The 23,744-nt window shown below is 64.9% G+C and carries 24 protein-coding genes and 1 pseudogene; 12 read left to right on the top strand and 13 right to left on the bottom strand.

The window, feature by feature from the left end; all coding sequences use genetic code 11:
- Positions 1-31: 31 nt before the first annotated feature.
- From ubiB to HPTL_RS10530, 4 genes are read left to right on the top strand one after another with little or no spacing between them, the layout of a single operon-like run.
- Positions 32-1,570: a ubiquinone biosynthesis regulatory protein kinase UbiB gene (gene ubiB, locus HPTL_RS10545; protein WP_119335937.1), complete on the top strand. Its 1,539-nt coding sequence runs from the start codon at positions 32-34 to the stop codon at positions 1,568-1,570.
- A gap of 1 nt (position 1,571) precedes the next feature.
- Positions 1,572-2,846: an ATP-grasp domain-containing protein gene (locus tag HPTL_RS10540; RefSeq protein WP_119335936.1), complete on the top strand. Its 1,275-nt coding sequence runs from the start codon at positions 1,572-1,574 to the stop codon at positions 2,844-2,846.
- Between the two features lie 28 nt (positions 2,847-2,874).
- Positions 2,875-4,668 (top strand): autotransporter assembly complex protein TamA, encoded by a 1,794-nt coding sequence (locus HPTL_RS10535; protein ID WP_119335935.1) that lies wholly within the window; start codon positions 2,875-2,877, stop codon positions 4,666-4,668.
- Entirely contained in the window at positions 4,668-7,310 is a 2,643-nt protein-coding gene (locus tag HPTL_RS10530) for a translocation/assembly module TamB domain-containing protein (protein ID WP_119335934.1), read from the top strand. Before HPTL_RS10535 ends, HPTL_RS10530 begins: the two co-directional genes overlap by 1 nt.
- A gap of 49 nt (positions 7,311-7,359) precedes the next feature.
- Here HPTL_RS10530 and HPTL_RS10525 read toward each other — a convergent pair whose 3' ends face one another.
- Positions 7,360-7,791: a hypothetical protein gene (locus HPTL_RS10525; RefSeq protein WP_119335933.1), complete on the bottom strand. Its 432-nt coding sequence runs from the start codon at positions 7,789-7,791 to the stop codon at positions 7,360-7,362.
- Positions 7,792-7,918: 127 nt separating this feature from the next.
- On the opposite strand from HPTL_RS10525, the gene HPTL_RS10520 reads away from it, so the two are divergent.
- Genes HPTL_RS10520 through nusB form a run of 6 tightly spaced genes read left to right on the top strand, consistent with a single transcriptional unit; the run spans position 7,919 to position 11,150 of the window.
- Complete coding sequence (locus HPTL_RS10520; RefSeq protein WP_119335932.1) at positions 7,919-8,599, top strand: riboflavin synthase; 681 nt, start codon at positions 7,919-7,921, stop codon at positions 8,597-8,599.
- Entirely contained in the window at positions 8,596-9,702 is a 1,107-nt protein-coding gene (ribBA, locus tag HPTL_RS10515) for a bifunctional 3,4-dihydroxy-2-butanone-4-phosphate synthase/GTP cyclohydrolase II (protein WP_119335931.1), read from the top strand. The genes HPTL_RS10520 and ribBA overlap by 4 nt, the downstream gene beginning before the upstream one ends.
- Positions 9,699-9,983 (top strand): DUF4258 domain-containing protein, encoded by a 285-nt coding sequence (locus tag HPTL_RS10510; RefSeq protein ID WP_119335930.1) that lies wholly within the window; start codon positions 9,699-9,701, stop codon positions 9,981-9,983. The genes ribBA and HPTL_RS10510 overlap by 4 nt, the downstream gene beginning before the upstream one ends.
- Complete coding sequence (locus HPTL_RS10505) at positions 9,967-10,182, top strand: DUF2283 domain-containing protein (protein WP_119335929.1); 216 nt, start codon at positions 9,967-9,969, stop codon at positions 10,180-10,182. Before HPTL_RS10510 ends, HPTL_RS10505 begins: the two co-directional genes overlap by 17 nt.
- A gap of 18 nt (positions 10,183-10,200) precedes the next feature.
- Positions 10,201-10,689, top strand: coding sequence for a 6,7-dimethyl-8-ribityllumazine synthase (ribH, locus tag HPTL_RS10500; protein WP_119335928.1), 489 nt, complete (start codon positions 10,201-10,203; stop codon positions 10,687-10,689).
- On the top strand, positions 10,686-11,150 hold the full coding sequence (gene nusB, locus HPTL_RS10495; RefSeq protein ID WP_119335927.1) for a transcription antitermination factor NusB: 465 nt from the start codon (positions 10,686-10,688) through the stop codon (positions 11,148-11,150). Before ribH ends, nusB begins: the two co-directional genes overlap by 4 nt.
- 48 nt (positions 11,151-11,198) lie before the next feature.
- Here nusB and HPTL_RS10490 read toward each other — a convergent pair whose 3' ends face one another.
- Positions 11,199-12,650 (bottom strand): DEAD/DEAH box helicase, encoded by a 1,452-nt coding sequence (locus HPTL_RS10490; protein ID WP_119335926.1) that lies wholly within the window; start codon positions 12,648-12,650, stop codon positions 11,199-11,201.
- A gap of 293 nt (positions 12,651-12,943) precedes the next feature.
- On the opposite strand from HPTL_RS10490, the gene HPTL_RS10485 reads away from it, so the two are divergent.
- Positions 12,944-13,834, top strand: a complete 891-nt coding sequence (locus HPTL_RS10485) for an AEC family transporter (protein WP_119335925.1) — start codon at positions 12,944-12,946, stop codon at positions 13,832-13,834.
- A 15-nt stretch (positions 13,835-13,849) separates the two neighbouring features.
- Here the strand turns inward: HPTL_RS10485 and HPTL_RS11680 are convergent.
- A pseudogene (locus HPTL_RS11680) lies at positions 13,850-14,062 on the bottom strand (DUF2061 domain-containing protein); the annotation flags it as partial.
- A gap of 182 nt (positions 14,063-14,244) precedes the next feature.
- Here HPTL_RS11680 and HPTL_RS10475 point away from each other — a divergent pair.
- Positions 14,245-15,192 carry a sulfurtransferase gene (locus HPTL_RS10475; RefSeq protein ID WP_197713693.1) on the top strand — a complete coding sequence of 316 codons (948 nt, stop codon included), beginning with the start codon at positions 14,245-14,247 and terminating at the stop codon, positions 15,190-15,192.
- A gap of 124 nt (positions 15,193-15,316) precedes the next feature.
- Here the strand turns inward: HPTL_RS10475 and HPTL_RS10470 are convergent, their stop codons facing one another.
- The 10 genes from HPTL_RS10470 to HPTL_RS10425 all read right to left on the bottom strand — a co-directional run bounded on the left by HPTL_RS10470 (position 15,317) and on the right by HPTL_RS10425 (position 23,692).
- Positions 15,317-16,468, bottom strand: coding sequence for an ABC transporter ATP-binding protein (locus HPTL_RS10470; RefSeq protein WP_119335922.1), 1,152 nt, complete (start codon positions 16,466-16,468; stop codon positions 15,317-15,319).
- 4 nt (positions 16,469-16,472) lie between these two features.
- On the bottom strand, positions 16,473-17,147 hold the full coding sequence (modB, locus tag HPTL_RS10465) for a molybdate ABC transporter permease subunit (RefSeq protein ID WP_119335921.1): 675 nt from the start codon (positions 17,145-17,147) through the stop codon (positions 16,473-16,475).
- Between the two features lie 28 nt (positions 17,148-17,175).
- Entirely contained in the window at positions 17,176-17,988 is an 813-nt protein-coding gene (modA, locus tag HPTL_RS10460; RefSeq protein WP_197713692.1) for a molybdate ABC transporter substrate-binding protein, read from the bottom strand.
- 41 nt (positions 17,989-18,029) lie between these two features.
- Positions 18,030-20,054, bottom strand: a complete 2,025-nt coding sequence (gene dsbD / locus HPTL_RS10455; RefSeq protein WP_170141349.1) for a protein-disulfide reductase DsbD — start codon at positions 20,052-20,054, stop codon at positions 18,030-18,032.
- A 20-nt stretch (positions 20,055-20,074) separates the two neighbouring features.
- On the bottom strand, positions 20,075-20,431 hold the full coding sequence (gene cutA, locus HPTL_RS10450; protein ID WP_119335919.1) for a divalent-cation tolerance protein CutA: 357 nt from the start codon (positions 20,429-20,431) through the stop codon (positions 20,075-20,077).
- 17 nt (positions 20,432-20,448) lie between these two features.
- Complete coding sequence (locus tag HPTL_RS10445; RefSeq protein ID WP_119335918.1) at positions 20,449-21,204, bottom strand: DUF6969 family protein; 756 nt, start codon at positions 21,202-21,204, stop codon at positions 20,449-20,451.
- Positions 21,150-22,112, bottom strand: a complete 963-nt coding sequence (locus HPTL_RS10440; RefSeq protein ID WP_119335917.1) for a sulfurtransferase — start codon at positions 22,110-22,112, stop codon at positions 21,150-21,152. The genes HPTL_RS10445 and HPTL_RS10440 overlap by 55 nt, the downstream gene beginning before the upstream one ends.
- Positions 22,113-22,141: 29 nt before the next feature.
- Positions 22,142-22,525 (bottom strand): hypothetical protein, encoded by a 384-nt coding sequence (locus HPTL_RS10435; RefSeq protein WP_119335916.1) that lies wholly within the window; start codon positions 22,523-22,525, stop codon positions 22,142-22,144.
- 66 nt (positions 22,526-22,591) lie between these two features.
- Positions 22,592-23,179 (bottom strand): YeeE/YedE thiosulfate transporter family protein, encoded by a 588-nt coding sequence (locus HPTL_RS10430; protein WP_119335915.1) that lies wholly within the window; start codon positions 23,177-23,179, stop codon positions 22,592-22,594.
- A gap of 3 nt (positions 23,180-23,182) precedes the next feature.
- Complete coding sequence (locus HPTL_RS10425) at positions 23,183-23,692, bottom strand: YeeE/YedE thiosulfate transporter family protein (protein ID WP_119335914.1); 510 nt, start codon at positions 23,690-23,692, stop codon at positions 23,183-23,185.
- Between the last annotated feature and the right edge of the window lie 52 nt (positions 23,693-23,744).

Genomic DNA, 23,744 nt, shown 5'->3' with positions numbered 1-23,744 from the left:
ATGCGCAGGTTCTTTCGCTATCACGTCCGTCATGCGCCTTTTGCGCCTCATTCGCATCGTTTGGATCGGCTACCGCTACCGGCTCGACGAGATCGTCTGCGCGGCCGACCCGTCTGGGCGGTTGTCCCGATGGTGGCGCCGCCTCTTTTTCTGGCGGCACGATGCGACGCCGCGTGGCGTGCGCTTGCGGGTGGCGCTCGAATCCCTGGGTCCGATCTTCGTCAAGTTCGGGCAGATGCTCTCCACCCGCCGCGACCTCATCCCGCCGGACATCGCCGACGAACTGGCAAAGCTGCAAGATCGCGTCCCCCCGTTTTCGAGCGCAACGGCGCTCACGATCCTCGAACACCATTTCGGCCGCCCCGTGACCGAAGTGTTCGCGGCGTTCGACCCCGAGCCGGTCGCGAGCGCGTCGGTGGCGCAGGTCCACTTCGCACAACTCTTCGACGGGCGCGAAGCGGCGGTGAAGATCTTGCGTCCGGGCATCCGTCAGGTGATCGAACACGACGTCGCGTTGATGGATGCCGCTGCGTGGCTGCTCGAAACCCTCTGGTCGGAAGGGGAGCGGCTGCGGCCGCGCGAAGTGGTCGCGGAGTTCGCGAAATCGCTCGAAGACGAGCTCGACCTGATGCGAGAAGCGGCGAACTGTTCGCAATTGCGGCGCAATTTCCGTGATGCTAAGCTCCTCATCGTGCCTGAGGTCTATTGGGACTACTGCGGCAGCCAGGTGATGGTAATGGAGCGGATGCACGGCACGCCGATTTCGCGGATCGACGCGTTGCGGGCGCAGGGGATCGACCTCAAACGGCTCTCCGCCGCGGGGGTCGAGATCTTCTTCACGCAGGTTTTTCGCGACGGCTTTTTCCACGCCGACATGCATCCGGGCAATATCCTGGTAGCCCCCGACGGGCGCTACATCGCGCTCGACTTCGGCATCATGGGCACGCTTTCCGACGAAGACAAAAACTACCTCGCGGTCAATTTTCTCGCCTTTTTCCAGCGCGACTACCGCCGGGTGGCGCTTGCGCACATCGAAGCCGGATGGGCGCCGCCGTACGTGCGTGTCGAAGAGTTCGAAGGGGCGATTCGCGCGGTCTGTGAGCCGATCTTCGACCGTCCGCTCAAAGAGATCTCGTTTGGAAAAACTCTGTTGCGGCTCTTTCAGACGGCGCGGCGTTTCGAAGTCGAGGTGCAGCCGCAACTGGTGTTGCTGCAAAAGACGCTCTTGAACATCGAGGGGTTGGGGCGGCAGCTCGACCCCGACCTCGACCTGTGGCAAACCGCGAAACCCTTTCTCGAACGGTGGATGAGCGAGCAGGTGGGGTGGCGGGCGTTGCCCAAAGCGCTGCGCGAGGAGGCGCCCCATTGGGCGAAATGGGTGCCGCAACTGCCGCGCCTGTTGCACCAGGAGTTGCTCGCGCGCGAAACGGCGCGTCGGCAAGCGAAGATCGCCGCGCGGCGCGCCGCGAAAGCCAAACGCAAGGAACGGGTGCGCCGTACAGCGCTCGTCGCCGGGTGGGTGGCGTCGCTCGTGCTCGTTTGGTGGTTGGTCAAAAACGGTTGGCTGTAAGATGCACCACACCTGTACCTGCCATTCGCTCGATCGCGCACGGCTTGCGCAGGTCCTCGACACCTGGGCAGCCGGTGACCCGATGCTCGCCCAACTCCCGGCGCGTTTTGCCGAGCGCCCGCACCTGATCGCACCGGTGGCGCTTTTCGTGCCGGAAGCGGATCTGGCGACGATTCGCGCGGTGGTCGCCGCGGTCGAACGGTTGGCACAAACCACGGCATGGCAGAAAGCGGCGCTCGGGACGGCACCGGCAACGGCCCGCCACGCCACCGCCGCGCGGGGTGTGTTGATGGGGTACGACTTTCACCTCACCGAGCGCGGGCCGCAACTTATCGAGATCAACACCAACGCCGGTGGTGCGATGATCAACGCCATGATCCGGGCGGCGCAGCGCGCCTGCTGCCCGGAATTGGCAGCGAAAATCGCGGCAGAGACCGAACAACCCCCGCCCACCGCGGCGCTGTGCGCGATGTTTCAGACCGAATGGCGGCGCTGCCGGGGAAACGCGCCCCTTACCACGATCGCGATCGTCGACGACGATCCCGGAGAACAGTACCTCTACCCCGAGTTTCTCCTTTTTTGCGCGTTGCTCACCGAAGCGGGGTACCGCGTCGCGATCGCGGACCCCACCGCGCTTACCTGTGCCGACGGGCGGCTGTGGCTGCGTAGTGACGCGGGGGCGCGTGTTGCGATCGATCTCGTCTATAACCGCTTGACCGACTTCGCGCTCGAAGCCCCGGCGCACGCGGCGGTGCGGGACGCGTACCTTGGCGACGCGGCGGTGGTGACGCCGCACCCGCGCGCCCACGCGCTCCTAGCCGACAAGCGGCGGCTGGTCACGCTTTCGGACGACGCCGCGCTGCAGGCGCTCGGTGTCGATGGCGAAACGCGGGCGCTCCTGTTGGCGCACGTGCCGACCACCGTGTTGGTGACACCCGAAAATGCCGCGACGCTCTGGGCCGAACGGCGCGCGTTCTTTTTCAAACCAGTGGCCGGTTACGGCAGCAAAGCGGCGTACCGCGGCGACAAACTGACGCGCCGCGTTTGGGAGACGGTGATCCTGCCCGGCACCTATGTCGCACAGGCCTACGCGGCCCCGGCGGTGCGGCCGGTGCCGGAAGCGGAAAACGGTGGTGCGACGAAACCGTTCAAATTCGACATCCGCGCCTACGCCTACGACGGCGAGGTGCTGCTCTTCGCTGCGCGCCTCTACGCGGGGCAGACCACCAATTTCCGTACGCTTGGCGGTGGGTTCGCACCGGTCTTCGCCGTTTGAGCCGTTGCCACTTTGCTATCATCAGAAGATGGAACGAACCCGCCAGGTGCCGCTGCGCGTCGTGCTCGGGGTCGTCTGGGCGTTTTCCGTGCCTGTCGCCTCAGGCGCTCAAGATGAGCCATCGGTTGCCGCGCCAGAGCGCGCCGAGCAGACGGCGCCACCTTCCGTTCGTGTCGAAGGGGTCACCGGCCGCTTGCGGACGAACGTCGCGCGAACCGTGGCGCAAGTGCCGCGCGCGTGCGCTATGGCATCACCGGAGCGCGATGCCGCATGGCGCCGCCGCGTGGTCGCGAAGGCCGAAAGCGCGCTGCGGGCGTTGGGCCATTTTCACGCCAAAGTCACCGCACGTTGGGCCGATGACGCGCCGTGTTCCCCGTTGGTGCTCACGATCGACCCTGGACCGCCCACCCGCTGGTCGCATGTCGCAATCACGATCGACGGGCCGCTGAGTGACTCCGACGCGGCGCAGGCGTGGCGCGCTACGGTGCCGCTCAAGGTCGGCGAGGTCGTCGATCAAGGGGCGTTCGACGCGACGCGAGACGGGCTCCTTGCGCTCGCGCAGCGTGAAGGGTTCGTCGACGCGCGTTTCCGCCGCAAAGCGCTCATCGTCGATCGCACCCGCAATACCGCCGAAGCATGGTTGGTGCTGGAGAGCGGCGCGCCGCTCGTGATCGGCGCGATCGACGCCCACGACGCACCGGTCGAAGCATCGGTTCTACGCCGCGCGCTTCCCGTCGCACCGGGTGACCGCTACCGGCTGGAAGCGGTGGCTGAGGCGCAACGCAGCCTCATGAGTACCGAATGGTTCGACCGCGTGCGGGTGCTCCCCGATTGGGCGGCGCGTACCGGGGACCGGGTTCCGCTCCGGATCGAATCGACCCCCGCGCCTCGCCGTCGCTACGAGGCGGCACTTGGCTATTTCAGCGACATCGGCGCGCAATTGCGCGGCACGATTGCCTGGCCGTTGCTCAATCGCCGCGGTCATCAGGGCGAAATCACGCTGTTGTTCGCACGCGAAACGCAGCGGCTCACCTTCGACTACCGTGTGCCGCGCCGCCACCCCAAGACGGAGTTTTTGCTTTGGCACGGCGAATGGTCGCGGGAATCGCGGTTGGGACTCACCGAGCAGACGGCACAGGTGGGGCTTTCATGGACGCGCGTGCGGGACGCCTGGACGCTTTCGGTCGGGTCGGACTGGCTGCGGAGCCGAACCGATTCGGGAAGCGCCGTGACGCAAAGCCACTTCTGGTTGCAACACCTCACCGTGGGCTGGCAAGGGTTCGACGATTCCCTCTTTCCTACCCGCGGTTTCGGCTGGCAGGCAACCGTACGCGGTGCGACCCGTAGGCTTTTGAGCAGCGACGACCTCATGCAGATGCACCTGCGCGGGCAGTTCGCATGGCCGTTCGGACGCACGATCGTGCGGGCGCGCGGCGAATGGGGGACGACGTGGGGCGGCAAATTGACCGAATTGCCGCGCGCGCTGCGCTTTTTCGCGGGCGGGGATCGTTCGGTGCGTGGCTATGGCTACCAGACGTTGGCCCCGCGCGATGGGAGTGGTCGTGTGCTCGGTGGACAGCATCTGGTGGTGGCGAGCGTCGAGCTGCTCCACCCCGTCGGGCCGCCGGGTTGGTACGGCGCGCTCTTTTTCGATACCGGTCAGGCGTTCGACAGTTGGCTCGACTTTGCGCCCGCTTCCGCGATCGGCGTCGGCGCCCGCTGGCGTTCGCCCGTTGGGTTACTCCAGGTCGACCTCGCCGTGCCGCTCGACGGTGACCGCCGTACCCCGCGGCTCCACCTCGGACTGGGAGTGACCTTCTGATGCGGCGGCGGCACCAATCGTGGTGGCGGGCGCTTTTGGCGCTGGGCGTCGCGGGGCTTGCGGCGTTGCCGTTCTGGATTGCCGAGGCGGTGTGGCTGCTCGTGCAGTTCGTGGTGGCGGGTGTGGTGCTCTTTACTGCTGCGATCACGACCGAAACGGGAACTGCATTGCTGACCCGGTGGGTGGATCGCATGGTGCCTGCACTGCAGATTGCCTACGAATCGGGGACGCTTCGTACTGGCGTGGTCTGGCGCAACCTCGGTTGGCGTGACGAAGCGCTGACCGTGCGCGTCGACCGGGTCACGATCGCGGTCGATTGGGGGGCGCTTGGGCGTCGGACGATCCATTTGCGCGCGCTCGGGCTCGAACGCGCTACGGTGACGGTCAAGCCGCAGCTGGACGACGCGCCGCCGAGCGATTGGCGCGCCGAACTCGATGCGCTCGCTGCAACGCTCAAAGCCGTGCCGGTGGCGATCGCGGTCGATCGCTTTGCTGCTACCGCGCTTACGATCCACCACCCGGCGATGACTGCGCCCTACCGCATCGATCGACTGAGCTGGCGCGGTGCGCTTCGTGCCACCGACGCAACGCTTGACGACCTCCTCGTCGCAAGCGCCGACGGTGCGCTCTCGGGTGCGCTCACTGCTGAGTGGCGCACCGTTCCGCGCGTTTCCGCGGCGCTCACCGCGCGCCACGGCAGCGCTCAGCTCGTGGTCGCCGGTGCGGGCGACGCAGACGGCACCGTCGAGATGCACCTGCGGTTTGCTGCCCCGCAATTGGCGGAGCTACCGCTCGTCAAACAGTTGCGCCTGCCGCTTGCCGGTCGGGTGGTAGTCGAAGGCGCGATGCGAGGTCCTTGGCACACGCCCGAACTCGCGCTCGAAGCGGCGTTCGATCGACTCACTTGGGGGGATGCGCCACCGATCGACCGCATTCGTGGGCAGCTCACCGGGACGCTTGCCCGCCACGAAATCCGCGTGCAGGCGGCGTCGGCACCCGGTTCTGTCGCGCTCACCGTGGCGGGCGCAGCACGCACGGGGGCAGACGACGCCGCTTTCGCGTGGCAGGGCGCGCTGACCGCGTTCACCATAACATCACCGCAACTGGGCGTCTGGCGTCTGCGCAAGGCTTCGGCGCTCACCTGGCGCCCCGGCGCCTGGCAAGTCGCGCCGCTCTGTTTGACCCCGGGGGAGGCGGCCGGGGAGCTCTGCCTGAGCGCCCAACAGCGGCCTGAAGCGCCAGTCTCCGCCCACGCCACCGCGCGCTTTCCGCTCGCGACGGTGCAGCGTCTGGCGCGACCGTGGCTTCCGGAAGCCTCGCCGGTGGCCACGTTGAAACTCGACGGTACGCTCACCGCACAGGTCGATTGGACCCAGCCGGAGACGATCGCGGCGCAAGCGCAGGTGTCGATCCCGTCGCTTGCGCCGTTCGCGCCGCTCGTGCCTGACGTGACCGGCATCGACGGTCGCGCTATGCTGGACGCAGCCGTGTCCGGAACGATCGCCGCACCCCAAGTCGCCGCGACCCTGACACTCCACGACGGTACCGTGACATTACCGCAGGCAGGGGTCGGTCTGCGGTTGCCGCAGGCGCGCCTTGCGCTTGCCCCGGATCGTACCCTGACCTTGAGTGCGACGGTGGCGAGCACCGCGGGCGGCACGCTGACGGTGACGGGCACGGGTACCGCCGCGTGGCCCGACTGGTCGGCCGCGGTGCAGATTCGTGGCGAACGGTTCGCGGCGATGCGGGTGCCGGAACTTGCGCTCGATCTTGCGCCGGCGCTCTCCGTGTGGGCGCAACCCAGCGGCGCCGTGGTTCATGGGCGTGTCGTCGTCCCGAGCGCGACGCTGCGCGTGCAGGCGCTACCCGAAGGGGTGGTCGGCGAATCGGACGATCTGGTCTATGCCGACGCCCCGCAGGAAAAAACCAGTGGCTATCCGGTGGCGCTCGCGGTGGAGACGGTATTGGGAGACGCGGTGCGGGTCGAAGGGTACGGTTTTACCACCCGCCTGATCGGTGCTTTGATGGTGCGCCGGGATCCCCCCGCGCCGCCAACCGGAACCGGCACGATCGCGCTCGTAGACGGCCGCTACCGCGGCTACGGAGTCGATCTGGCGGTGCGCAGCGGCAGTGTGACCTTTGCCGGCCCACTCAGCGACCCGATCGTCGAAGCAGAAGCGGTCCGTACGCTGCCGAACGAAGGGCTCGTGGGGTTGCGCCTTTGGGGGCCGGTGTCGAAGCTGAAGAGTGAACTCTTTGCCGAACCAGCGCGGCCGGAGGGCGAGATGTTGAGTCTGCTCATCACCGGCCAGCCCTTGGGGAGCGGCGGCACGTCACTGGGGTTGCTCCTCACCGCGGCGCGTGGGTTGGGGCTGACCCAAGCCGACAGCGTCTTGCAGGACTTGGGGCAGGCGTTTGGTTTCGACGAAGTGGGGATCGCCACCACCGAAACGGGGACCACCGAATGGACGCTCGGCAAGCGCCTTGCGCCCAACGTGGTCGCCCGTTACTATGCCGGGGCGGAACAAGGGGTGGGTCGGCTGGTGATCGCGTGGCAGTTGCGCCCGGTGCTCGCGCTGCAGATTACCGCGGGCGCGCGGCAAGGGATCGAGGCGGTCTTGCGCAGCGAAAAGCGGCGCTGAGCGCGCCGCGTTACCGTTCGCACGACGGCGTTTTCTCCAAGCGCCGCACTCACGGAAGGATGAGGCCGCTGCCGCCGCCAGCGCGACCGCCCCCCAAACCGCCTGGGCCGCCGGCACCTCCGGGGCCGCCCTGTCCTCCCAGTCCGCCGCCGACGAGCGCTTGCTTCGCCAACAGCGACGACTGTTCGAGTTCAAGGCGGCGCAACTCGTCCTGCATCCGCTCGAGCTGCTTTTCCGCGGCGTCGGCAAACCCTGCGACCGCGTCCGAGAGGCTTTTCGCCGGGATTTCGAAGGTGAGCGGTAACGCCCCCATCGGCGTCATCACGGTGAGTTCGCCGATGAACTTCTCGTCGCGGTCGGGATCGGGCAGCCCATCGGCGGTCACCGGAATCATGCGCCGGATCGCCCCCACTTTCGGGTCGGAGATCGTCTCTTCGCGGAAGAGCCCGTTCGGGTCGGGATTGGGAATGCGTTTCGCCATCGTTTGCTCCTTTCGTTGGTTCGCAGTTGCGCAGACAGATGCCGATTCTACCTGGCTTTGCCGTGCGGCGCGGTTTTTACGCGGACTCCTTGTTACAATCCGATCCGGGACGCAAAGGAAGACCAGGATGTTTACGGGAATCGTGATCGGCGTGGGACGCATTGCTGCGGTGACGCCGCTTGCCGATGGGGTGCGGATCGCCGTCGATGTGGGCTCGCTCGATTTCTCCGACGTGCGGATCGGTGACAGCGTCGCCCATAGCGGCGTCTGCCTCACCGTGGTCGGGCGGCGCATGGTTGCGGGCAATCCGTGCCTGGAGTACGACGTCTCCGGCGAAACGCTCTCGTGCACCACCGGGCTCAACGAGGTCGGGTCCCGCGTCAATCTCGAAAAAGCGCTCAAAGTCGGCGATCCTTTGGGCGGCCACTGGGTCACGGGCCATGTCGACGCGGTGGGTGAGGTGGTCGCAGTGACCCCAGTCGGCGAAAGTACGCGCGTGCAGTTTCGCGCGCCACCGCAAGTGGCGCCGTTCGTCGCCCGCAAAGGGTCGATCGCGATCGACGGCGTCAGCCTCACCGTGAACGAGGTCGAAGATCGTGCCGACGGCAGTTGCCTCTTTACGGTGAACCTCATTCCGCACACGGTCGCGATGACCAATTTCGACCGCCTGACCGCTGGGACGCGCGTCAACCTCGAAGTCGACCCCATCGCGCGTTACGGCGAACGGCTCCTTGCCTACGCCCGCCATTTTGCGCAGACGCCCGAATCGCTGCCTGAAACGGATGTGCTGGGAGGTGATGGTCCATGAACGACGTCGGCGAAACGGTCGCGCTCGCGTCGGTGCCCGAGATCATCGCCGAGCTCCAAGCGGGCCGGATGGTGATCCTGGTCGACGACGAGGACCGCGAAAACGAAGGCGACCTGGTGATGGCCGCCGAATGTGTCACCCCGGAAGCGATCAACTTCATGGCGAAGTACGGTCGTGGGTTGATCTGCCTCACGCTCACGCCGGAGCGGTGTGCGCAGTTGGGGTTGCGGCTCATGGCCGAAGCAAACGGCACCCCCTATGGCACGGCCTTTACCGTCTCGATCGAAGCGGCGCAGGGGGTGACCACCGGCATTTCGGCGTACGACCGCGCCCATACCATCCGCACCGCGGTAGCGCGCAACGCGAAACCTTCCGACCTGGTGCAGCCGGGCCACGTCTTTCCACTGATGGCGCGCAAAGGGGGGGTGCTCATTCGCGCCGGTCACACCGAAGCCGGTTGCGACCTCGCGGCGCTTGCCGGGTTCGAACCGGCAGCGGTGATCTGCGAAATCCTCGACGAAGACGGCACGATGGCGCGCCTGCCGCAGCTCAAGCGGTTCGCAGCGCAACACGGGCTCAAGATCGGCGCGATCCGCGACCTCATCGAATACCGGCTGCGCACCGAAACGCTGGTCGAACGGATGGCGGAAAAGGCGATCGCGACCCCGTGGGGGGCACTCACCCTCACCGCGTTTCGCGACACCACCACCGGCGACGTGCACTTCGCCGCATGGAAAGGGCCGATCACCGCCGACCAAGAGACGCTCGTGCGGGTGCATGAACCGGTTTCGATCCTCGACTTTCTCGACCCGGGCTACGCCGGGCACAGCGTGACGCTGCCCCAAGCGCTCGAGCGGATCGCCCTGCACCCTGCTGGTGTCGCGGTGATGCTCTACCGCGCGCAGAGCGGCGAAGAGCTCTTGGAAAACTTCACCGAACAGCGGGTGCGCCGCCGCGCCTGGGACCCCCGTTTCCTCGGCGTCGGGGCGCAGATCCTCCGTTCGCTGGGGGTCGGCAAGATGCGCCTCATGTCGCACCCGATGCGTTTCCCGAACCTGACCGGTTTCGGGCTGGAGGTGGTGGGTTTCGAAGAAGAGGGATGACACCGTTTCGCATGACCGATCATGCGCGCTTCGAAGCGGCGCGTCGGGGAATCACGCTCGAACGGATCGCTTCGACGATAGAAGCGCCCGAGTCGGTCGTTGCGGGTGCAGGCGGCCGATCGATTTACCAAAAAAGGATCGTTTTCGCGGCAAAGACGTACCTGGTGCGCGTCGTGGTCGAAAGTGGGCACGAACCGCCAGTGGTCGTTACGGTCTATCGAACCAGTAAAATGGAAAAATATCTGCAGCGAGGGGATGGCGAGCATGAAGGCGGTCTATGATCGGGAAACCGATACCCTCCATTTGACGTTGCGCGAAGGCACGATCGAATCTTCGGAAGAGATCCGACCGGGTGTGATCCTCGATTTCGATGCGGAAGGCAACGTAGTCAGTATCGAGATCTTGGATGCCAGTCAGCGGACGCACGCCCCCAATTGTATGGAATTTGCGGTGGCGGCACCGTCGCCCGCTGTTTTGTGACGTTTTTAGGATCGACTCATGGCACGATACGACGACATTTACGAATACGAACCGAACCTCGACGGCCGCGGTGTGCGCGTTGGCATTGCGCTCGCGCGCTTCAACCAGGAAGTGGGCGATGGCCTGCTTTCGGCGTGCGTCGCGGAATTGCGCCGTTTGGGCGTCTCCCCCGATGCGGTCGCGATCGTCACCGTCCCCGGCGCGCTCGAACTGCCGCTCATCCTCCAAAAGATGGCGCGTTCTGACCGCTTCGACGCGCTCATTGCGCTGGGTGCGGTGATTCGGGGAGAGACCTACCATTTCGAGATCGTCGCGAACGAGATGGCGGCTGGGATCACCCGCGTACAGCTCGAGACCGGTGTCCCGATCGCCAACGGGGTGCTCACCACCAACACCGACGAAGAGGCCGAAGTGCGCATGCACGGCAAAGGGCGTGACTGTGCGCAAGTGGCGGTGGAGATGGCGAACCACCTGCGCGCGTTGGCCCGGCAAGGAGGTGCGCAGTGAGCGCGGCCGAGCGCTCCACGCCCCTCGACAAATCGCGCTCGCGGCGGCGGCTTGCGCGCGAGCTCGCGCTCAAAGGGGTCTACCAGTGGCTGCTCACCGGACACGACCTGGCCGCGATCGAACAGCAGCTTGCCGAAGAGGCGGATTTTCCCCACACCGACCATCTGCTGATGCTGGAGCTGCTCCGCACCGCAATTCGCCATGCCGATGCGTTTCGCGCCAAACTGGCGCCTTTCTCGCGCCGCGCGATCACCGACCTCGACCCCATCGAGCACGCGATCCTGTTGATCGCCGCGGCAGAGTTTGCCGGCCATCCGGAAACCAACCATCGGGTGATCATCGACGAGGCGATCGAGCTGGCGAAACGCTACGGCGCAGACGAAGGCTACAAATTCGTCAACGGTGTGCTCGACCGCTTTGCCAAACGCGAGCGCGCGGTGGAATTCACATCCCGTTCGTGAAAAAAGCCCGCTCGTGAACAAGGGAGCGCACGCTCCCTTTCATTTGTGTCACTTCTTGACCGAAAGCGTCCGCCGTTGACGCGGCGCATCGTCGTCCCAGCGGTCGTACGCGGGCGCATCCCACGCGCGACGGGGGCGATGTGATCCCTCCGGCTTATCCCAGCTTCCGGTTCGGCTCCGTTCCCAGCCGCCGCGTTCCTGCCCGGCGTACGATTTGGCGTGGGCAGCAGTGCGGCGCGTTTTGCTGGGGCCGCGACGCTCGTTCCGGCCGTGCCCGTTTGCCGAGTGGCGCTGCCCCCCTGCGGGGCGCGGAATGCTCGGCTCCAGACCGGCAATGGTCACTTCCGGGAGCGTCCGGCCGACGAAGCGGCTGATCCCCTGGATCAAGCGCGATTCGTTGGGGTGCACGAACGTGACCGCCACCCCTTCGCGTCCGGCACGACCGGTGCGACCGATGCGATGGACGTAGTCTTCGAACTGTTTGGGGGGATCGAAATTGATCACGTGCGAAATGCCGGCGATGTCCAGCCCGCGTGCCGCAACGTCGGTCGCGACCAGCACCTGCACCGCGCCGCGCCGGAGTTGCTCGACCACGCGGCTGCGGGCACGCTGCGACATGTCGCCATGAAGCGCCGCGGCACGCAACCCCGAATCCTGGAGCCGACCGGCAAGCGCTTCGGCACCGCGTTTGGTCGCGGTGAAGATCACCGCCTGCTGGAGTGCTTCGTCGTTCAGCAGGTGCGCGAGCAACCGGTTCTTGTGCGCTTCGTTGTCGAAATAGTGTACCCGTTCCTCGATCTTCGGCGCCGCTTCCGGGGTGCGCGCCACCTCGATCCGGCGCGCATTCCGAGTGATCGAACGCGCGAGTTGTCCCACGACCCCTTCGAGCGTCGCGGAAAAGAGGAGCGTCTGCCGGTTCGCTGGGGTGGTGGCGACGATCTCGCGGATGTCGTCGATGAACCCCATGTCGAGCATGCGGTCGGCTTCGTCCAGCACGAGCGTCTCCACCGCGTCGAGCGTGAGCGTGCGCTGGTTGAGGTGATCTTTGAGGCGCCCGGGGGTGGCGACGATCACATCGACGTAGCCCGCAAGGTCTCTACGTTGCGGGCCGAAAGGCATCCCACCCACCAGGGTCACGGTCTTCAAGCGGCGAAGCCCGCTTCCGTAGGTACGAAACGCCTTTTCGACCTGCTGCGCGAGTTCGCGGGTCGGGGTGAGCACCAGCACGCGCGCACCGCGTGTCCGGGGATCGGGGCGGGGGTTTGCCAGACGCGCCAAGAGCGGCAGCGCGAACGCTGCGGTCTTGCCGCTACCGGTCTGCGACGAAACGAGCAGATCTTCGTCCGCGAGCACGGCGGGAATCGCCTCGCGCTGCACCGTCGTCGGTTCGGTGTAACCCGATTGGGTGACGGCGGACAAGATCGATTGGGGGAGCCCCAGATCGGCGAAGGTGGTTGCGGTTTGCGTTGGAGTTTCGGGAGAAAACGGTGTCGTTGCCATGAACGTTCCTTTCGATGAAAGATAAAAAATATCCATCCGGACATGAACCGTCGATGGCAACGAGCCAAGTACAATGCAGGTGCTGCCGCTTGCGCGCGGAGCCGACGACGGGACTGCGGCGACAGTCCCAGAAGCGTGACGCGCCCAACAGGCGCCAAGAAGAATCTACTGACTGCGACGCAATGCAACCGACACTATAACACGGTAAGAGAAGATCCCCAAACGCAACGCAACTCAAAGTAACCCAACCCAATTCACCAACCCAACCAATAGACCACGAACACGGAAGCCCCATGGACGCGTTTGCGATCATTTTTCCCGATTTTGCCTGCATTGCGCTCGGCGTGGTGCTCAGAAGGTTTCTGCTCACCGAGGAACGCTTTTGGGTGGGTGTGGAGCGGCTCGTCTATTTCGTACTCTTTCCCGCGTTGCTGTTTCGCTCGTTGGCCAACGCGCCCTTGGCATTGGGCGACGCGGTGATGCTGATCGCAAGTGGCGCTTTGGTGATGGGCGTGGGATTCGTGCTCGTCTTCGCGCTCGGCCGATGGGTCGGCGACGAACCCCTTGCGGTGGCGTCGCGCGCGCAGTGCGCGTACCGCTTCAATACCTACATCGGCATGGCGGTTGCGCAACAGGCTTATGGGGCGACGGGCCTGGCGTGGATGGGGGTGCTGTGCGGCGCGCTGGTGCCGCTCGCGAACGTGTTCGCAGTGGGCAGCATGGCGCGGCGGTCTCCGGGCGGAATGCGGCACCTCATTGCCAACCCGCTGGTGCTCGCGACGGTGGCGGGGCTCCTCTTTCACGCAGTCGGTGGCGTGGTGCCGCAGCCGGTCGATGCGCTGTTGGCGCGGCTGGCCGCCGCAGCGGTGGCGATCGGTCTGTTGGCGGTGGGTGCCGCGCTTACGCCTGCGCGCGATCTCGTGCGCTCTGGTGGCCTCATTGCCACGATCAAATTGGTGGTGAGCCCGGCGTTGGCATGGCTGTTGGGGCAGTGGTTGGCGCTCCCGCCGCTACCGTTCGCGGTCTTGGTGCTCTTTGCGGCGCTTCCGTCGGCAAGCTCCGCTTATATCCTCGCGTCACGGATGGGCGGCGACGGGCCCGGAGTGGCACGGTTGATCTCGCTCACTACGGTGGTTTCCGCGGTCACCCTCACGTTCTGGCTGGGTTTGTTGGCGACGCATTGATGGGGCATCCGCTGTTCGTCTGGCGCGCGCTGCCCAAAAACGCTCGTGGAAGAAGTACGCGACGCTTTGCACCATCGGTTCGATGAGCGATAGGGCAAGCGCCGCCTGCCAGCTCCCGGTCACCGCGTAGGCAACCAACGCGGCAACGGTGATGTGCATCGTGAAGTAGGAAAGGGTTTTCGCCGCCAATTGACGGTGAGGCGCGATGATCTTGCGGAAGCGGGACATCTTTGTCTCCTCTTGGGTGAGGTCTGAAGAAGTATAGGGGTTACCGAATTGAAATGCAATTGAGAATCAATATCGACTATATTGGAAAAATTGATGTGGTCGCGTTTCCCGATTGAACGGGTGTTTTTAGCCATAGTATGTTATTCTTATAAGGTAATAAATTAATGTCGTATAGGAGATGCATGATGGCGCGTTCGTTCCTGAAAGCGTGGTTTCCAAGGTTGTTGGTGCTCTTATTGTCACTGCCGCTCGTCGTGGCGCGTGCGGCCACGCCCGGCTTTCTGGTCGACGCCGATTGGCTCGCGGAACGGATCGACGACCCGAATCTGGTGGTGCTCGAGGTGCGCTATTATCCGCACCGCTACTTCACGGTCGGGCACATCCCGGGCGCGGTGCAGGTGCAGCGGTTTGCCGATCTGGGCAAGAACGACGCGTTGCCGATCATGAAGTTCCCCGCGCGGGAAGTGTTTCAAGAAACGCTCCGGCGCTGGGGCGTCAATGATGATTCGACGATCGTGATCTACGACGATTCCCTCACGGCGCTCGCCTCCCGCGTCTATTTTTTGCTCGACCTCTACGGGTTCGATATGAGCCGAGTGAAAATCTTGAACGGCGGCACGCTGGAATGGACCGCGTTCAACGAACTGCGCAAAAGGGCAGAGCAGCCGCGCCCACGCGGCAACGTTACGCTCAAACCTGCGCCCGCCGATCGCCTGGTCGATTGGGTCGATGTCTACCGCTGGGTGGTTGCGGAACGGCGCTCCGATGTCGTCTTGGTCGATGCCCGCCCGAACGCCATGTACCGCGGGGAGCGAATCCAGCACAGCATCCAGGGTGGCCACATTCCCGGCGCGATCAACGTCGTGAGCCTGGCTGGCGTCGATGGCCTCAGCCAGAAATGGCGTTCGATGACCGATTTGGCACAGCTTTACGCAGCGGTGTCCAAGGGCAAAACGGTAATCACCTACTGTCACGACGGTTTTCGCTCGACCCTGGCGTGGTTACAGCTCAAAGCGCTGGGGTATCAGGACGTTCGCGTCTATGACGGCGGCTGGTCCGACTGGGATCGCACCTTGACGTTGCCGGTAGTCAAAGGGAACGAACCGTTCGACGCCGACTTCGCCCTCTGAGACACGAAAAGAGCGCTTGAGACCAACACCCATGCGTCCCAGCCGTTTGCCGCCAACCGTTCGGCTACGGATAAGGATGGGGGTGCGTACGGCCATTCACGCCCCACCGTTGGTCGGACGCGTGCTACCGCCGCCGAATTGGCATCACGTGGATCCAGCTGGGGTCGAGGCAGAGAAAAGCCGATTCCCCAACCTGGAAACGGTGCCGTTCCCGGCCGGTGAGGGTGATCTGCCAGCAGAGTTGCGGCGAAGCGGTGAGCGCCACCTCGACGAGGGAAAAGTCGCCGGAGCTGCGCACCGAAGTGACCGTCACCGCGAGGCGCACCGGGTTACCCGGGCATGGCGGCGCGTCGCACGTGCGTAGCGTCAGCGCGTCGTTTTGCACGACCCAATGAACCGCTTGGCCAAGCGGGATCCGCCCTTTGTCGCGTGCAGGCAGGACAGCGATTACGGGCGCGTCGTCCCTTTCGGTGTGGGCACGCCATTCGAGCCGTCCCCAGCCCGGGCGCAGCGGATCGGGGCCGAGCCAGCGGCCGACGAAACGGTTCCGGATCCCGAGAATCGCTGCGACGCGGGCGTTGCGCGGGCTGCGGTAGAGGTGTTCGGTTGGGCCCTGTTGCAACAGCTCCCCACGGTCGATCACCGCGATTTCGTCGGCAAGGAGCCGCGCTTCCATGAGGTCGTGGGTGACCATCACGATCGGCATCGTCAATTCCTGCCGCAAGGTGGCGAGCAACGCGTAAAGCTCGCTGCGCCGCAACGCATCGACCGCGGAGAAGGGTTCGTCCAGGAGCAAGACCTTGGGGTGTGCAGCCAGCGCGCGTGCCAATGCGACGCGCTGCTGTTCCCCTCCGGAGAGCGCGTTCGGCAGGCGATGCCAGTGGGATTCGGGAAGACCCACCCGTTCGAGCCATGCACGCGCAAGGCGCTGGCGATCCCGCCGCGGCAGTCGCCACAGCGCCATGGCGACGTTCACCTCCGCGCTACAGTGGGGCATCAGCGCATAGTGCTGAAAGAGCATCCCCACGTGCCGCGCTTCCGGAGGAAGCCAGACGCGGCGTTCGGTATCGAGCCAACAACTGGCGCCCAGTTTGACGACGCCGTGCTGCGGACGCAGAAGCCCCGCGACGATCCGCAGCAGCGAACTCTTGCCGGCGCCCGAAGGACCGACCAGCGCCACCAGTTTCCCTGCGGGCACGGTCAAGCGGCCCGTCAGCGGGATCGGTTCGCGTTGATCGACCGCAACCGTGAGCGTCTGCGTTTCGGTCCCGTCCATCGCGTCATTCCGAACGACGCGGAACCGCTGCGCGTGCAGAGAGGGCAAAGGTGGTGACCACCGCGGCAAGCGACAGAAGGAGCAGAACCAGCGCCATCTGGTTCGCCGCGGCGAGATCGAAGGCTTGGACGCGGTCGTAGATTGCGATCGCGATCGTCCGCGTTTCGCCGGGAATGTTACCCCCTACCATCAAGACGACCCCGAATTCGCCCAAAGTATGGACAAACGTGAGCACTGCCGCAGCAACGAGCGCGCGCCAGGTGAGCGGCAGCTCCACCTGCCAAAAGATGCGGTAGCGGGGTAACCCCATCACGCGCGCCGCTTCGCGCAACCGCGGATCGATCGCTTCGAACGCCCGCTGCGCCGGCGGGATCACGAACGGCAGGTTGAAGAGGAGCGATGCCAGGATGAGGCCAGTGAAGTTGAACACCAGCGTGACACCGAATGTCTCGTGCAGCCACTCGCCCAACGGTGACGCGCCGCCGAGCACGACGAGCAGATAGAAGCCGAGCACCGTGGGTGGCAGCACGAGCGGTAGAAGCACCAGACCTTCGATCAGCGCTTTACCGCGAAAGGTGTGGTAGGCCAAAGCGCGCCCTGCCCAGACGCCGAACGGCATGAGCAGCACCAACGTCGCGGCAGCCAATTGGCACGACAGCCAGAATGCGTCCCACTCCATGCGTGGTGCAACCCCGAAAGCGAAGGGGTTAGGGTAGCACGAAACCGTATTGCGCCAGGATCGCGCGGGCGTCGTTGCCTTGCAAGTAGGCGTAGAAGCGTTCTGCTTCGGGATGGGCTGCGCGCAGCAGCGCCATGCGTTGCACAAGCGGGGTGTGCCACGCTTCGGGAATGAGGGCAAAGCCCCCCAAGCGGGGAGCCACCGGCGGCGCTTTCGCCAGCGAAAGCGCGATGATCCCCCCTTGCGCGCCCCCTGAGAGGGCAAACTGCATCGCTTGCGCGATGTTTTCGCCAAGCACCAGATAGGGCTGAATCGCCTCCCAAAGGCCCGCGTACTGCAACGCCTCTTGCGCCCGCTTGCCGTAGGGAGCGTGTTCCGGGTTGGCGATCGCAAAGCGCTTGACCTTGCCCGCGGCCAACGCACGGCGAAGACCGGCCAGATCGCGGTCGGCTTGGACGGGGGATCCTGGCGGCACCGCAATCCCGATCCGCCCCACCGCATAGACGACGCCCGCGTCTCGGGTCAGTCCGGAAGCGACCAGTTGGGCGATGTAGGATTCGTCCGCAGAGAGAAAAAGGTCGAACGGCGCGCCCTGTTGAATTTGGCGCGTGAAATTGCCGGAGGAACCAAAGATCAGCTTCGGCTTCGGATTCCCTTGCGCGGCGTACCGTTCGGCAACCGCATCCAACGCATATTTGAGGTCGGACGCCGCGGCAACCACCGCCGCGCGGTTCGCCGCGCCTGCGGTTGCGGCGCGTAACAGCACTGCCGGTGCAACCGCCGCCGACGCAACAGCGGACACCATCGCGGGGAAACGGCGCAGGAAATCTCGGCGGTTCAACGGGTGATCGCTCCTCGGGTCTGGTCGAGCCGTCTCGCTCTTCAGGTCTGGCCGAGCCACCGACGGAGGTGCGTCGCGAACGTCGGCCCATCGACGAAGCCCGTAACCCGGTATTGGCGCAGCTCTTCAGGGTTTCCTGGCGCGAAAAAGAGCAACGCCGGTGGACCGAAGATCTGGAAGTGGCGTAGGAACGCCTTGTCGCGCTCGCTGTTTTCGGTGACGTCCATTTTGAGCAGTGTGACGTTGCGCAGAAGCGCGACCACCTGAGGATCGGTAAAGGTGTAGCGCTCGAGCTCGATGCAGGAGATGCACCAGTCGGCACGCACATCGACCAGCACCGGACGCGTGCTGTTGGCAACGCGCGCTTCCAGTTCCTTGACGGAGCGGATGGGCTGGAATGTGAGCGCTTCGCGGTTCGCGGTCGGTATTCCCCCATTGCCGCCAGCAAAGCCTGCGAGCGGTTGCAACGGGTCGCGATTGCCCGCGAGCGCCCCCCAAAACGCCGCGACGCCGTACGCAAGAAGCAGGAGCCCGAGCGCTTTCCCCATCCGTTTCGGCCAGCGCGCACCGATGGGAAGCGGTTCAAGAGCCCCCAGCGCTACTGCCGTGCCCACCGCGAGCACCGCCCAACCGACGAGCCACCAAAGATCGGCGACCACGGGGCGAACGAGCCACCACGCGAGCGCGAGCATCACCACGCCCATTGCCGCTTTGACGCCGTTCATCCACGGGCCGCTCTTCGGAAGCAGCGCGCGCGCACCGACACCTACCGCGATGAGCGGTGCCCCCATCCCCAGCCCGAGCGCAAAGAGCGCGACGCCCCCGAACACGGCGTCACCGGTCTGGGAAACGTAGAGCAGTGCCCCGACGAGTGGCGGTGCCACGCACGGACCGACGATCAGCGCCGAAAGGACGCCCATTACCGCAACGCCGATCAGCTGCCCCCCTTGTTGGCTGCCAGCCAGTTGGTTGAGTCGGGTTTGCCAGCTCGGGGGCAGTTGCAGCTCATAGAAGCCAAAGAGCGACAGCGCAAGCGCCACGAATAGGAGCGCAAACGTGACCAGTACCGCCGGATGTTGCAACGCCGCTTGCAACATCGTCCCCGAAAGGCCCGCCGCAACCCCGGCAAGGGCGTAGGTGATCGCCATCGCCAGGACATAGGTGAGCGTGAGCCCGAGCGCCCGTACGCGCGAAATCGCTTCCCCTTGACCGACGATGATTCCGGAGAGGATCGGGATCATCGGAAAGACGCACGGCGTGAACGCAAGGAGCAACCCAAAACCGAAGAATGCGGCAAGGACTGCCGCACGGTTTTGCTGGGCGATGAACGCCGCAAGCGACCCGGCTTCGTCCGTCAAGGGTGCGGCAGCGCGTGCGAGCGGCGGTTCGCTGGTCGAAGAGGGTGCCGGCGCGGTTGCTGCGGTCGCGGAACCAGTTGGCACGCTGGCACGAGCCATGGATGGTGCCGTACCGCTCGGCGCAGCGGTGCTACTCGGGGGATTCGAATCGCTGCTGCGTGGTGCATCGGCATCCGGCGCGGTCACACTGCCGACGAGTTTCCCCAGCCATGAGCGTTGCGGTGGCGCGTCGGCGACCGTCAGCGTCTGTTCGAGCGGCGGGTAACAGACCCCGCCATTCCAGCACCCTTGACTGATCACCCGTATGCGCCACGGTGCTTCTGTCGCCGGAGCCGATTCGACCGGTACCGTGACCTTGAGGGTATCGTAGAAGACCTCCGTTTCCCCGAAAAAGTCGTCTTTTTTCCGTTTACCGGGGGGAATGGTCGGCGTTCCCAGTTGCAGCCCCGGCGTGAGCGGTTCGACGCGAATTTTGTCGCGGTAGAGGTAGTAGTCGCGCCGAATCGTGAATTCGACCGCAATCGTCTGCGCGTCGAGGCGGTACGCCTCGGCGGGGTAAGCCTCTTCGGGCGGAACTGGGTCGGCGGCGGACGCGAACGACAGAGCGCCGAATAGCAGCGCTGCCAGTACGCCGCGCGCGAGCCTACGCGGCAAAGCGCGTGCTACGACGATCAACCGCAAAAAGAACGAACATGCAGCGTGTGGCAAGAGGGGCTCCCGCGGTACGCTCAAGAGGCGATGACGCTTTGAGCGACCCATTCCAGGTAAGGTTCCGCGCCGCCAACGATCGGCAACGCGACCACCTCGGGCACCTCGTACGAGTGCAGTTCGATCACCCGCTGCGTCAAGCGCGCAAGCGCCGGTGCGGTGGTTTTGATCACCAGGAGCCACTCCGCCTCTTCGCAGCGCTCTCCTTGCCAGCGGTAGACCGAACGGATGCCGGGGATGAGGCTGCAACACGCAGCCAGCGACTCATCGACGAGCGTGCGTGCCAGGGTAAGCGCCGTGGCTTCATCGGGTGCGGTGACCAAGACCACGCGCGCGTCGGTCGCAGTCGGTTGGGGTGCGTCAGCGGCTTCACGCATCGAACCGGTCTCCTCGTCTATTCTGGGATCGGTGGCAATTCTAACCCGGCCCACGCTGCCAGCGCGGGCCACGCGGTGGTAAGCTCCATCTGCACGATCACTTCGACCGAACGGTCTTCGAGCAATTCGGGTTGGGCGGCAAGGTGCGCCGCGATGCGCGCGTCACGGGCCCGCAGCAGCGCGACGATCCAGGGTTGGACCGCTCGAATGAACGTCGTGAGCCAAATGTTCGCTGCCCAGTTGGGGTACGCGTGGGTCACGGCGAATCGGTTTACCAATGGGAGCAAGCGGTGCGCTGGAACCCACGTTTCGTCGGTCACCCAGCGGTTGGTGAGAAACAGTGAGATCGGCCGTCCCCACGCGTCCATCCCGATCGCAACGAGGTGTGCGATCGCCTCATCTCCCTGGGGGCCAAAGCGCTTACCCTCACGCGATTGCCAGGCGGCTTCGGGCGAAAGGAGCGGTGGGCGGGCAAAGCAATGGAAGTGACCGTGCTCGCCGCTGCGATGGGCGTGGTAGTAATACTGGGCCCCAGTGTGGGCATCGAGAACGTCCCCTTCGGGGTAGTGGTCCAAGGTGACAAAACGCGCTGCAGTACGGAGCATTTCGCGCACCACGTCACTGCCGGCGGCGCGTAACGCCCCTTCTGCCAGCGCCCAGTCTTTGACCGCGGTCCGCGCGCGTCTTTGCGCCCGCGCGGACCACGTTTCCGGAGCGCTTACCGCGATCCGTGCGGGATCAGCGAGACGAGCGGGCGCTTCTCGAGCGTCCATTGATGGAGCGACCCATCATAGAGTTCGACGTTCGGGTTCCCCATCACTTCGTGCAGGATGAACCACGGACCCGACGAGAGGTGGCCGCTGTTGCAGTAGGTGATCGACGGCGCTTTCGGGTCGATGCCCATCGCTTGGAAGACTTTCGTGTAGGTTTCGGCGCTCAAGAGATGGTGCGCGATCCCTTTTTGGATCGTGTGCAGTTCCGGCGGGAAGACCTTGGCGCCGGCGATGTGGCCGTAATCGTAGACGTAGTCGCGTTTGGTGTAGCCGAACGCCATGCTGATTGGGCGTGCATCGACCAATTGCGCTTTGCCCGCCGCAACGTCCTCGCTGGTGGCCAGAATCGACGGGTTCTCTCCTTGTGGTTGCCAATTACCCGGTTGTGCTTTCACCGGGGTCGATTCCACTTTCTGCCCCGCCTGGATCCATGCCGCGAGGCCACCGTCGAGGATCGCGATATCCTTTTCGCCGTAGTACTTGAACTGCCAATAGAGGCGGGCAGCGTCGTTGAATTCGGCAGGCGAAGTCCCCGTTGGCACGAGCACGATCGGTTTGCCGGCTTGGATCCCATTGGCCTGGACGAATTGCGTGAATTCTGCAGCCGGTGGCAGTAGATACTTCACCTTCAAGTCGCCGATTTGGCGCTCAGTGCGCATTTTTTTGGGATTGACGAACAGCGCGCCGGGAATGTGACCGCCGACATCGACCAATTTCGTCTGGCCACTTTTTTCGTCTTTCTTGTATTGCGGTTGCGCGGTGAAAAGGTCCGGAGCATGGACTTGTACGACCTGCACCCTATCGAGGTTTTGTGCAAGCCAGTCGACGGTGACGACAGGGCCAGGGAGTTCAGCAGCGGAAACCGTGCCGGTGATGAGCAAACCGGCCAAAACGAAGCGAACACGCATGATGACTCCTCCTATTCGGTTATGCTTGATCAATTGGCTGCGCACGGATTGGCAGCACGGCGTTTCGGCGCACAGGGGTTCCCGGCCGCGCAGGGGTTGCTGCTGCGTCGCACGGGAGCACACGGATTCCCCGCGGCGCAGGGGTTGCTGCCGCGCCGCACCGGCGCGCAGGGATTCCCCGCGGCGCACGGATTGCCGCCGCGGCGGACAGGGGCACACGGATTCCCCGCAGTACAGGGATTGGCTGCACGGCGTCTGGGGGCGCAGGGGTTTCCTGCCGCACACGGGTTCATACTCCGGCGTGCGGGCGCGCACGGATTGCCCTGCGCACTGGTCACGGGCGGAGTGACCGCGGTGGCGAGCGCTACCGCAACCGCGGGGGCCACACGGCGAACGATCTTGGGCAATTTCATGGGCATCTCCTTTGAGGTGTCTGGGAAAGCGGGGGTGACGATGGGTCCAGATAGGTGCGCACCCCGTCAGCGCGCATCGAGCGCTTCTGCGGTGAGCGCACCACCGAGCTTGCGTTCCACGCGGGAGCCAAGCCAGAAAATAACCGCGGCCAGCAACGCAAAGAGGGCGAGCAACACCGGCTCGGATATCCCAAGGAGTTCGGGTAACCGGCTGGTTTGAATCGCGCCAAGGGTGACCCACGACCCAAAAGTATCGTAGCCAGCGGCGAAGAGGCCGACACCCACCACCATGCCAATCATGAAGACGAGGCCATCCAGTCTACCCGATCCGAACGCGCTCGCGGCGGTGCCGGGGCAGTAGCCGCCTACCGCGAATCCGGCGCCGATCAGAAGCCCACCGATGGCGGCGCCGCCCAGGTAGGCGGGCGGAACGTAGATATCTGGGTACGCGATCACGCCCGTTGCGCTGAGCGCGTAGAGCCCGATCGCCGCAACGACGATCGCGGTGAACATCACTTTGAGCACCGCCCAATCCGAGAACCGAAACTGCGCGGTGAGTTTACAAGCGCTGCCAAAGCCCGCTGATTCTAGGATGTAACCGAACAGAATGCCGCAAAGCAACCCGGAGGCAAGCGAATAATCGTAAAAAGGCATCGTTCAGGCTCCTTTGGGCATTATCCGCGACACAACGATTCCGGTAACGAAGAAGAACGCAAGAAACACGAACGCCGAAACGGCGAGCGTCGCACCGCCCGAAAGCCCTAGGCCGCTCGTGCAACCCGCGGCAACACGGGAGCCGAACCCCGCGAGCACGCCACCCACGAATGCGGTGGCGATCCGTTTGCCCGCACCGATTGCTGCGGCACCTTCCAGTTTCCAGCGAAACCGCCCGCTGTTGATCGCGGAAAGCAACGCGCCAAGGATAACGCCCACCACGACCCAGACGATCCAATTGTTCAACGGGTGACCGCTTTGCCAGAAAGCGCTCAGGTAGGCGTTGGTTTTCGCGCTTTCGCCGCCCAGCCAGGCCGCGGTACGGGCAAAGGCGCCGCTGGCGCCCAAGCCGTTACCGGTCAGTAAGAAGGTGAAGACCAGCGTCACGCCAAGCGCAATACCCGCAACCAGCGGGTGCCAGAGCGGACGAGGTGCGTGCGTGCGTTCCGTCATGGGCCTGCTCCTGTTGGATGACAATGTTGTTATAAACTTATATTAGTTATTT

Source organism: Hydrogenophilus thermoluteolus, assembly GCF_003574215.1.
GTDB classification, from domain to species: domain Bacteria; phylum Pseudomonadota; class Gammaproteobacteria; order Burkholderiales; family Rhodocyclaceae; genus Hydrogenophilus; species Hydrogenophilus thermoluteolus.
Note: the sequence above shows the minus strand (reverse complement) of the source record. Positions and strands in the feature narration are given on the sequence as shown.